This window comes from Nocardia sp. NPDC004722, from assembly GCF_053601505.1.
The window spans coordinates 1-1254 of sequence record NZ_JBSGBY010001086.1 but is presented as its reverse complement, the minus strand read 5'-3'; the positions used below and the strand labels follow the sequence as shown (position 1 = coordinate 1254).

Below are 1254 nucleotides of genomic sequence, written 5' to 3'. Positions count from 1 at the left end.
TGGGCGAATGGGTTTCGGCGACAACCAGTTCGTGTTCCTCACGGGTGGCGTCCGTGTGCGGGAACAGCGAATTGATGTGGCCTTCTCCGCCCATGCCGAGCAGGTGCAGGTCGAACGCGCCGTGCTCGGCCAGGTAGGCGTGCACGGTGGCCGAGTACTCGCCCGCGGCCTCGAGCGGGTCGGGGTAATCGCCGCTGGAGGTTTCGGTCGGGTGCACCCGCGCCGGGTCGACCGGGACATGGTCCAGGAGGGCCTGGCGAGCCTGCAGTTCGTTGCGGTCGGCATCCCCGGTCGGGACGAAACGCTCGTCTCCCCAGAACACGTCGAGTTTGGCCCAGTCGATATCGCCGGGAGCCTTGCGCACCAACTCCAGCAGGGCGATACCGGTGCCGCCGCCGGTGAGCACCACCGACGCCGAACCGCGCAGCCGCTGCGCCTCCACCACTTCGCTGACGAAGCGCGCGGCCGCGGCCATCACGAGTTCGTCGGTGCCGGTGAAGGTTTCGACCGTCGGCTTACTCATAGGTCACCCTTTCGATGCCGGTGAGGGCCTCGGCGTAGATGTCGTCGGCGTCGAGGTGCCGCAACTCCTCGGCCAGGCAGTCCTTGGTCTCCCGCCGCGCCAGCGCGAAACGCTGATCGGGCTCACCGGTGCGGGTGAGGGTCGCGGTGCGGCCGTGCTGCGGGCGGGAAATGGAGATCGCCACCGAGGACCGGTGCAATTCCACCTTCAGCTCGCCGGTGCGCCGCACCACCGGGCAGTCCAGGCGCGCGGCCAGCCAGCCCGCCAGCATGTCCAGTGCCGGTTCCTCTTTCAGCCCCGAGATCGTCACCGATTCGACCGCGTCGAAGGGAGCCTCGTCCAGCGCCGCCGCCAGCAGCGCCCGCCAGTAGGTGACCCGGCTCCACGCCAGATCGGTGTCGCCGGGCGCGTAGGACTGCCGCCGACCCTTGATCGTCGACTGCGGATCCGACGCGAACGTGGCATCGGTGATGCGGCGGGTCGCCAGGCGGCCCACCGAATCCTTGGACGGGAACTCCGGGGCCCCGCGCGGCCACCACGCCACCACGGGGGTGTCGGGCAGCAGGAACGGGATCACCACACTGGACTCGTGGGGCACCAGATCCCCTTGCAGCCGAAGCACTATCACCTCGGCCGCCCCGGCGTCGCCGCCGACGCGGATCTGCGCGTCGAGACGGGTGGGGGCCGCCTCGATAAGGTGGGCCCGTCGTTCTTCGACGCTCAATCGGGAG

General features: G+C 69.8%; 2 protein-coding genes. Both read right to left on the bottom strand.

What is annotated here, in order from left to right; all coding sequences use genetic code 11:
- On the bottom strand, positions 1–523 hold a 523-nt coding region (gene pgl / locus ACWELQ_RS45915; RefSeq protein ID WP_452403231.1), incomplete at its 3' end, for a 6-phosphogluconolactonase.
- Positions 516–1254: glucose-6-phosphate dehydrogenase assembly protein OpcA (locus ACWELQ_RS45910; protein ID WP_452403230.1), on the bottom strand; the 739-nt coding region annotated here is incomplete at its 5' end. The genes ACWELQ_RS45910 and pgl, both read right to left, overlap by 8 nt.